The following is an 8,160-nucleotide window of genomic DNA, read 5'->3' on the forward strand; positions in this document are numbered from 1 at the left end:
TCGCCCCCGGGCTGGCCAGTGCCGGGCTGCTCAGCTTCATCCTGTCGCTGGGCTACTACATCACCCCGGCCCTGATGGGCGGACCCAACCAGACGATGATCGCCACTCTCATCAACCAGCAGGTCACCAAGGAGAACCAGTGGAACGGGGCGGCCGCCCAGGGCGTCATCCTGCTGGTCCTCACCCTGGCCGGACTGCTGCTGGTCAAGGTCGTCACCTCGCTCGGCGCCAGCCGTAAGAAGAGGAGCGCCACATGATGGAACTGCGCAAGACCCTCGCCGGACGCATCGCTCTCACCGCGGTCGCCACCGTGATCCTGCTGTTCCTGGCGCTGCCGATCGTGGTCATCCTGGTCACCTCCTTCAGCAACAACGCCTTCGTGTCGTTCCCGCCGGAGGCGTGGACGCTGAACTGGTACAAGGCCCTGTTCGCCGACGGCAGCAAATGGCCCGCCGCACTGTCCCTGTCCGCCCTGGTCGCCGCCCTGAGCACCGTGTTCTCCCTGATCATCGGGGTGACCGCGGCGACCGCGCTGGTCCGCAGCGAACTCCCGCTGCGCTCGGCGGTCTTCGCCCTGGTCCTCGGCCCGCTGGTCATCCCGCAGATCGTCACCGCGCTCGGGCTGTTCCTGTTCTTCGAACCGGCCGCGATGCTGGGCAGCCCCATCGCGATCGCGCTGGGCCACACGGTGCTGGCCTCACCGATCGCGGTGCTGATCCTGATCGCGACCCTGCGCGGCATCGACGAACGCCTCGAGGACGCCGCCGCCAGCATGGGCGCCGGCCGCCTCATGATCGCCCGGAAGATCACCTTCCCGCTCGCTGCGCCGGGCATGATCGCGGCGGCGATCTTCTCCTTCATCACCAGCTTCGACGAGTTCTACATCTCCCAGTTCCTGTCCTCGGTCGACACCGTCACCCTGCCCGTGCAGGTCTACAACTCGCTCACCTTCGAGATCGACCCCAGCGTGACCGCGGTCAGCGCGATCCTCATTGCCTTCGCCATCCTCGCCCTGGGCCTGGTGGCCCTGGTGCGCTGGCTCGGCTCCGGACGGCAGGACTCCCTGCTCTCGGTCGAGAACACCGTCGGTGTCGCCAACCCGGGAGGCGAGGCCGTATGACCACCCACCGATCGTGCTCTCTCAACACACCATCCTGCGATCAGCGAAAGAGCCACGCGCATGACTGACACCCTCACCCCTCCCTCAGTGGAGTCGGCAGTCCTGGAATCCGTCCCCCGTGGCTTCCTCGCCCACGACTGGCAACCCGCCACCGGCGGTCGCACCTTCGAGGTGCGCAACCCCGCAACCGAGGAAGTCATAGCCACCGTCGCCGACTGCGGCGCACAAGACGCGCTGAAAGCACTGGACGCGGCGGCCGCGGCCGCCGACCAGTGGGCCCTCACCAGCCCGCGGGACCGGGCGATGGTCCTGCACCGGATCACCGACGCCATGGCCGAACACCGTGAGCGTCTGGCCCGGGTCATCACCCTGGAGATCGGCAAGACGATCACGGAAGCCCGGGGCGAGGTCGACTATGCCGCGGCCTATTTCCGCTGGTACGCCGAGGAGGCGGTCCGCCCGCACGCGCGCAGCACACCCTCGCCGGACGGCAAGAGTCACATCGTCACCGTCGCCGAACCGGTCGGCCCCTGCCTGCTGATCACTCCGTGGAACGTGCCGCTGGCCATGGCCGCCCGCAAGGCCGCCGCCGCCCTCGCCGCAGGCTGCACCGCCGTGCTCAAACCGGCCGCGCTCACCCCGCTGTCCTCCCTGATCCTGGGCGAGCTGGCACGCGACCTCGACGCCCGGATGCTCGCGCAGCCAAGCTTCCAGCGTGTCGGCGGTGCGGTCGGGCAGCACGTCGATCCGCTCATGGGTCTCGGCGTCGACCACCACGCTGGCATAGCGGTGCCGCCGGCGCAGAGCAAAAGTCGTCGACGCCGATCACGCCAGGCGTCCGCCCGGTGGGCAACGGGATGCGCAGCAGGGCGCGCAGGGCCGTGTGGCGAGCAGACCCGCCGCGAGTATCGCCAGCAAACGAGATCCCGCCCGGCCCGCCAACTCCTTCACCACAGCCTTGACTTACCTGGTCAGACGGGCTGTGCGTCGCTGGGTGGTCGAGAGAACGGTATCCCGGCTGCCGGCGCCTCCACCGCCGCTACGAGGGTAAGGCCGAACACTTTCTCGCCTTCGTTGGTATCGCCTAGTAGGTGACCGGGCCACTTGCATTGCCGATCAGAGGATCGCTCGACCAGGGCGAGGTCTCTCCCGCATCCTCGGTGATGTCGCACCACCGCTCAAGAAGCGCGGCGACGTAGGCAGCGATGCGTTCGGACGGAGGCTCCTCAACCTCACCGTCGTCCGTGACGCCCAAGGCCCCGGCGCCGCGCTGGAACGCCGGTTGCTCGACCATTCCCGACGGCTGGTGTCCACGAAGCTGCGCATACTGGCGCGAGCGGTACGGCTTGCTGTCCAGCACAGCTTCTCGCCTCGCAGGAACACGGCGATGTGGCTGCCGCGTTCCTATCAAGGCTGTCGCCGCGGAAGATCTCTGGCCCGCTATGGCGACACACCCCTCATGACCTGCGCTGTATTAAAGTGCCAACTGTTTCGCTGATTCTGCGGCTCCGGCCTCTGTAGCTGCTTGGCATCAGTGCAGGTCGTGAAGGTGGCCTGGTGCCAACTAGCGAGCCCGGTCACACTGCGGGTGTGGACGCCATACGCAGCGGTGACCCCGGGCTCTTCGGGCCCTCCTCCGTGACCTGGCAGATGCACGGCGACCCCATGATGTGGGTCGCCGGAGTCCGCGCGCTCTACCTCCAGGCCCTGCACCCACGCGCCGTACGCGGCGTCATGCAGAACTCCGACTTTCGCGAGGACGCCTGGGGCCGCCTGCTGCGCACCGCCAACTTCGTCGGGACGATCACGTACGGCACCACCGAGGCCGCCGAGAGGGCCGGCGCCCGGGTCCGGAAGATCCACAGCATGCTCGGCGCCACCGATCCGGACACGGGGGAGCGGTACGGCGTCGACGAACCCGAACTTCTGCTGTGGGTGCACTGCGCCGAGATCGACTCCTATCTGCAGGTCGCCCGACGCTCCGGGTTCCACCTCACCGACGCGCAGGCCGACCGCTACATCGGCGAACACCGGGTCAGCGCCCGCCTGGTGGGCCTCGACCCGGACGTCGTACCGGCGAACCGGGCGGAGATGGCGGCGTACTTCGAGAAGGTGCGGCCCGAGCTAGCCTGCGGACCCGAGGCCCGCGCGGTGGACGACTTCCTCCTCCGCCCTCCGACGCATCCCCTTCTCGTCCCGGCGCGCGAGGTGCTGTGGCGGCGCGTGGCGCACCTGGCGTACGCCGCTCTGCCGCCGTACGCCCATGAGCTGTACGGCAGACCGGCCCCGAAACCCGCCACCGTCACCCGCCAGTTGCGTGCCACGGGCACCCTGCTGCGCTGTGTTCCCGCACGTCTGCGCTGGCAACTCCCGCCCAAACACATCCTGCGCGCCATGGCCCGGCTCGGCCCGGGCTCGCGCCCGGCACCGTACAAACTCGGACGATAGCTCGCCATACTGGACGAGCCGGGGGAGGGTGGGGCGGACCGTGACGGGGGGCGATCGCGGGAGATGGGGGACAGCAGACTGATCCAGGGCCGGTACCGGCTGCTCGATCCGATCGGGCGCGGCGGTATGGGCGAGGTGTGGCGTGCGCGCGACGAGTCGCTGGGCCGGCATGTCGCCGTGAAGTGCCTCAAGCCGCTGGGGCCCCACCACGACCACTCCTTCACCCGGGTCCTGCGGGAGCGGTTTCGCCGCGAGGCGCGGGTGGCCGCGGCGCTGCAGCACCGCGGGGTGACCGTCGTCCACGACTTCGGCGAGTCCGACGGCATCCTGTTCCTGGTCATGGAGCTGCTGCAGGGCCGTAATCTCAGTCAGCTCCTGGAGGACAACAAGCACCACCCGCTGCCCGTCCCGGACGTCGTCGACATCGCCGACCAGGTCGCCGCCGCCCTCGCCTACACCCACCAGCAGGGCATCGTGCACCGCGATCTGAAGCCCGCGAACATCATGCGGCTCGGCGACGGCACGGTGAAGATCTGCGACTTCGGCATCGCGCGCCTCGGCCACGACATCGGCTTCACCTCCCGGCTGACCGGCACGGGCATCGCGATGGGTACCCCGCACTACATGTCGCCTGAGCAGATCGGCGGGGAGGAGGTGGACCAGCGCAGCGACCTGTACTCGCTGGGGTGCGTGCTGTACGAGATCGCCACCGGAGTGCCGCCGTTCGACCTCGACGACCCCTGGGCCATCCTCGTCGGCCACCGCGACACCCCGCCCCGGCCGCCACGCAGCCACCGCGCCGAGCTGCCCGAGTACTTCGAGAAGATCATCCTCGACCTGCTGGCCAAACGCCCCGAGCAACGCCCCCACGACGGCCGCGAGTTGGGCCGCCGGATCGGACTGGGCCGTACGACACCGGCGTACGTCCCGACCGTGGTGACCCCGCAGCCCGCCCTCAGGCCCCCGCAACCCGCCGTCAGGCCACCGGAGCCCGTGACCCGCGAGCCGCGCCTGCCGTCCTGGACCCGTGGCATGACCACCGGCCACAAGGCCACCGGCGCCGGACTGCGCACCACACCCCCCGACGCCGCGGCCGGCCTCACCGGCGAGTGGATCCCCCGTCCGGCCACCGGCCGGCCCGACGAGACCGCCGTACCCGAGGAACCGCCCGCCCCGTCCCAGGAGACGCTCACCGCGCTGGCCGGACGGCACAACGCCGGGCTCAGCCTCGGCCGGCTGGGCCGCTGGGCGGAGGCGGGCGAGGTGCACCGGGCCGTCGCCGCCGAGCGCGAGCACCTCCTCGGCCCCGACCACCCCGACACTCTCGCCAGCCGCTACGAGGTCGCGTTCACCCTCAGCCGCACCGGCCGCGCCGCCGACGCGCTGCGCGAGTACAAGCACGTCGCCCGCGCGCGCAGCCTCGCCCTCGGCCCGGACCACCCCGAAACGCTCGCCGCCCGGCAGGAGATGGCGTACGTGCTCGGCCAGTTGGGCCGCCACTTCGACGCCCACCAGGTCTACACGTCCGTGCTCATCGCCCGGGAGCGCGCCATGGGTGCCGATCACCCCGACACCCTGCGCTGCCGGCACAACCTCGCCTTCAACCTCAGCAGGCTCGGCCGCCTGGAGGACTCGTACCGCATGGCCACGGAGGTCGCCGCCGCCCGCGCCCGCGTCCTAGGCCCGCACCACCCCGACACCCTCGTCACCCGCTACGAAGTCGCCTACGCACTGGGCCAGTTGGGGCACTGGGCGGAGGCCCTGCAGACCTACCGCGAGGTCGCCGAGGCCCGCGCCCAGGCCCTCGGTCCCGACCACCCCGACACCCTCGCCGCCCGCTACGAGGTCGGCATCAGCCTCGGCCGGCTCGGCCGCAGCACGGAGGCGCTCCAGCTCTACCGCGACCTCGTCGACGACCGCATCCGCGTCCACGGCCCCGCCCACCCCGAGACCCTGCGCGCCCGGCACGGCCTCGGCGTCAACCTCGGCCGGCTCGGCCGCTGGGAGGAGGCGCTCGCCGAGTCCCGCGACGTGTGCGCGATCCGCGAGCGTGTCCTCGGCCCGGACCACCCGGACACCTTGGTCAGCCGGCGCGAGGTCGCCGTGAGCCTGGGCTGGCTGGGCCGCTGGCCGGACGCGCTCACCGAGTACCGCAGAGTGGCCGGCGCCCGCGAGCGCGTCCTCGGCGCCGACCACCCGGACACCCTCGCCAGCCGCAACGACGAGGCCCACTGCCTTCAGCAGCTCGGGCGGGGCGCGGAGGCGGTCGAGCTGTACCGGAGGGTGGCGGTGCTGCGGCAGCAGCGGGCGTCCGGAGGCGCCTGAGCGCAGCGGCGTCCTCCGGTGACTCGCGCGCGCCGCACCTATGGCCGACCTAGATCATCACGTGTTACCAAGAACCATGCCTGCACACGAGGGAAAGCCGGGACACCGTACGTACGACGCCGTCATCGTCGGCGGAGGCCACAACGGCCTGGTCGCCGCCGCCTACCTGGCCCGGGCCGGCCGGTCCGTGCTGGTCCTGGAGCGGCTGGACCACACCGGGGGCGCCGCCGTGTCCACCCGGCCGTTCGCCGGGGTCGACGCGCGGCTGTCGCGCTACTCGTACCTGGTCAGCCTGCTGCCCAAGAAGATCGTGCGGGACCTCGGCCTGGACTTCCGGGTCCGCACCCGCAACGTCTCCTCGTACACGCCCGTGGAACGGGACGGACGGCCGACCGGTCTGCTGGTGGGCGGCGGCGAGCGGCGCACCCGGGAGGCGTTCGCCCGGCTGACGGGCGGGGAGCGCGAGTACCAGGCCTGGCAGCGCTTCTACGGGATGACCGGCGAGGTCGCCAAGCGGGTGTTCCCGACGCTCGTCGAACCCCTGCCGAGCCGCGAGGAGCTGCGCCGCCTGGTGGACGACGAGGAGGCCTGGCGGACCCTCTTCGAGGAGCCGATCGGTGTCGCCATCGAGGAGCGTTTCGCGGACGACCTGGTGCGGGGCGTGGTCCTGACGGACGCGCTCATCGGGACCTTCGCCGACGCCCACGATCCCTCGCTGAGGCAGAACCGCTGCTTCCTCTACCACGTGATCGGCGGCGGCACCGGCGACTGGGACGTCCCGGTCGGCGGTATGGGCGCCCTCACCGACGCTCTGGCGGCGGCGGCGCGTGCGGCGGGCGCGGTCATCGCCACCGGGCACGAGGCGGAACGGATCGACACGGACGGCCGTACGGCGGAGGTCACCTATCGCACGGCGGACGGCGAGGGCGTCGCGGTCGCCCGGCACGTCCTGGTCAACGCCTCCCCGCAAGCCCTGGCCGCCCTCACCGGCGACACACCTCCGGCCCCCGCCGAGGGTGCCCAGCTCAAGGTGAACATGCTGCTCAAGCGCCTGCCCCGGCTGCGCGACAGCTCCGTCGACCCGCGTGAGGCGTTCTCCGGCACCTTCCACATCGCCGAGGGGTACGACCAGCTGGCCACCGCCCACGCCCAGGCCGCCGCCGGGGAACTTCCCGCCGCGCCCCCGGCGGAGATCTACTGCCACTCGTTGACCGACCCGACGATCCTCGGCCCCGCCCTCGTCGAACAGGGCTACCAGACCCTCACCCTCTTCGGCCTCCACACGCCGGCCCGGCTCTTCGAGGGCGACAACGCCGCCGTACGCGAGGAACTGCTCAAGTCGACGCTCGCCCAACTGGACGCCCACCTCACCGAGTCGATCGTCGGCTGCCTGGCGACCGACGCCGACGGACGTCCCTGCATCGAGGCCAAGACCCCACTGGACCTGGAGCGCGACCTCCGCCTCCCCGGCGGCAACATCTTCCATCGCGAGCTGGCCTGGCCGTACGCCCAGGAGAACACCGGGCGCTGGGGCGTGGAGACACCGCACGCGAACGTGCTGCTGTGCGGGGCGGGCGCGGTGCGTGGGGGAGGGGTGAGCGGGGTGCCCGGGCACAACGCGGCGATGGCCGTCCTCCAGGCGGAGGCATAGTTCCCAAAACCTGCCCAACCATGCGGCAAGTTGCTTTCGTCTCTTTGATCACCTCTTCCGCCCTTGAGGTGAAATACCGGGCGAGCGGGGCAAGTTGGGTCTTCCGGCTCTACCGTGATCAGAGTGCGAGCGCTTCCCGGCTACCCGGGCCCCCGCCACTGGCGGCAGGTTCCCGTCACGGACCAGCACTACGTCGACGTCGGCACCGGAGACCCGGTGCTGTTCCTGCACGGCAACCCCTCCTGGAGCTACATCTGGCGAAGCCTGCTCGGGACCTTGTCGCCGGACTTTCGCTGCATCGCTCCCGACCTCGCAGGGTTCGGCCTGTCGCCTCGCGTTCCGGCCGCGCAGGGGTCCCTCGACGCCCTTGAGCGGCAGCTCTCGTATCTGGATCACCTGTTCCGTCACCTCACCGGCACTCAGGGCCTGCCGGACCGCCGGTGGACCCTGGTGGTGCACGACTGGGGAGGGCCGATCGGCATCGCGTGGGCCCTGCGCAATCCGGGCGTGGTGGCACGGCTGGTCGTCCTCAACAGCGTGGCGTTCCCCTGGCCCGCCGGTCACCGGCACCCGAGATACCTGCGGTGGGTCAGGGGCAGTGCCACTGTCGCCGCTC

Annotated in this window: 6 protein-coding genes and 4 pseudogenes; 8 read left to right on the forward strand and 2 right to left on the reverse strand. The window is 71.1% G+C overall.

The features are described from left to right. The 3 genes and pseudogenes from ABD932_RS43405 to ABD932_RS43415 form a co-directional block, all read left to right on the forward strand. Positions 1-257, forward strand: a pseudogene (locus ABD932_RS43405) (ABC transporter permease); the annotation flags it as partial. Continuing rightward, a complete protein-coding gene (locus ABD932_RS43410) occupies positions 254-1,120 on the forward strand; it encodes an ABC transporter permease (protein ID WP_345022050.1) in 867 nt (288 codons plus the stop codon). The pseudogene ABD932_RS43405 and the gene ABD932_RS43410, both read left to right, overlap by 4 nt. Positions 1,121-1,180: 60 nt before the next feature. After that, positions 1,181-1,738: pseudogene (locus ABD932_RS43415) on the forward strand (aldehyde dehydrogenase family protein); the annotation flags it as partial. Positions 1,739-1,786: 48 nt separating this feature from the next. Here the strand turns inward: ABD932_RS43415 and ABD932_RS43420 are convergent. Beyond that, positions 1,787-2,128 (reverse strand): annotated as a pseudogene (locus ABD932_RS43420) (transposase); the annotation flags it as partial. Between ABD932_RS43420 and ABD932_RS43425 the strand changes: the two are divergent. Further along, positions 2,109-2,208, forward strand: a pseudogene (locus tag ABD932_RS43425) (IS5/IS1182 family transposase); the annotation flags it as partial. The pseudogenes ABD932_RS43420 and ABD932_RS43425 overlap by 20 nt on opposite strands. On the opposite strand, the gene ABD932_RS43430 reads toward ABD932_RS43425, so the two are convergent. Next, complete coding sequence (locus ABD932_RS43430; protein ID WP_345022052.1) at positions 2,205-2,480, reverse strand: hypothetical protein; 276 nt, start codon at positions 2,478-2,480, stop codon at positions 2,205-2,207. The pseudogene ABD932_RS43425 and the gene ABD932_RS43430 sit on opposite strands and share 4 nt — an antisense overlap. Positions 2,481-2,770: 290 nt before the next feature. Here ABD932_RS43430 and ABD932_RS43435 point away from each other — a divergent pair, with 290 nt between their 5' ends. The 4 genes from ABD932_RS43435 to ABD932_RS43450 form a co-directional block, all read left to right on the forward strand. Continuing rightward, positions 2,771-3,568 carry an oxygenase MpaB family protein gene (locus ABD932_RS43435; RefSeq protein ID WP_345022060.1) on the forward strand — a complete coding sequence of 266 codons (798 nt, stop codon included), beginning with the start codon at positions 2,771-2,773 and terminating at the stop codon, positions 3,566-3,568. A 63-nt stretch (positions 3,569-3,631) separates the two neighbouring features. Beyond that, positions 3,632-5,893, forward strand: coding sequence for a serine/threonine-protein kinase (locus ABD932_RS43440; RefSeq protein ID WP_345022054.1), 2,262 nt, complete (start codon positions 3,632-3,634; stop codon positions 5,891-5,893). A 76-nt stretch (positions 5,894-5,969) separates the two neighbouring features. Further along, positions 5,970-7,544 (forward strand): phytoene desaturase family protein, encoded by a 1,575-nt coding sequence (locus tag ABD932_RS43445; protein ID WP_345022056.1) that lies wholly within the window; start codon positions 5,970-5,972, stop codon positions 7,542-7,544. A gap of 123 nt (positions 7,545-7,667) precedes the next feature. After that, the coding region (locus ABD932_RS43450) for an alpha/beta fold hydrolase (protein WP_345022058.1) at positions 7,668-8,160 on the forward strand (493 nt) is incomplete at its 3' end.

The sequence above is a fragment of the Streptomyces shaanxiensis genome, assembly GCF_039537145.1.
GTDB classification, from domain to species: domain Bacteria; phylum Actinomycetota; class Actinomycetes; order Streptomycetales; family Streptomycetaceae; genus Streptomyces; species Streptomyces shaanxiensis.

Bases quoted from the DNA above. Each gene is read 5' to 3' on its own strand.
- ABD932_RS43435 (WP_345022060.1), top strand. From the start codon at position 2,771: ATGCACGGCGACCCCATGATGTGGGTCGCCGGAGTCCGCGCGCTCTAC.
- ABD932_RS43445 (WP_345022056.1), top strand. From the start codon at position 5,970: ATGCCTGCACACGAGGGAAAGCCGGGACACCGTACGTACGACGCCGTC.
- ABD932_RS43440 (WP_345022054.1), top strand. From the start codon at position 3,632: ATGGGGGACAGCAGACTGATCCAGGGCCGGTACCGGCTGCTCGATCCG.
- ABD932_RS43410 (WP_345022050.1), top strand. From the start codon at position 254: ATGATGGAACTGCGCAAGACCCTCGCCGGACGCATCGCTCTCACCGCG.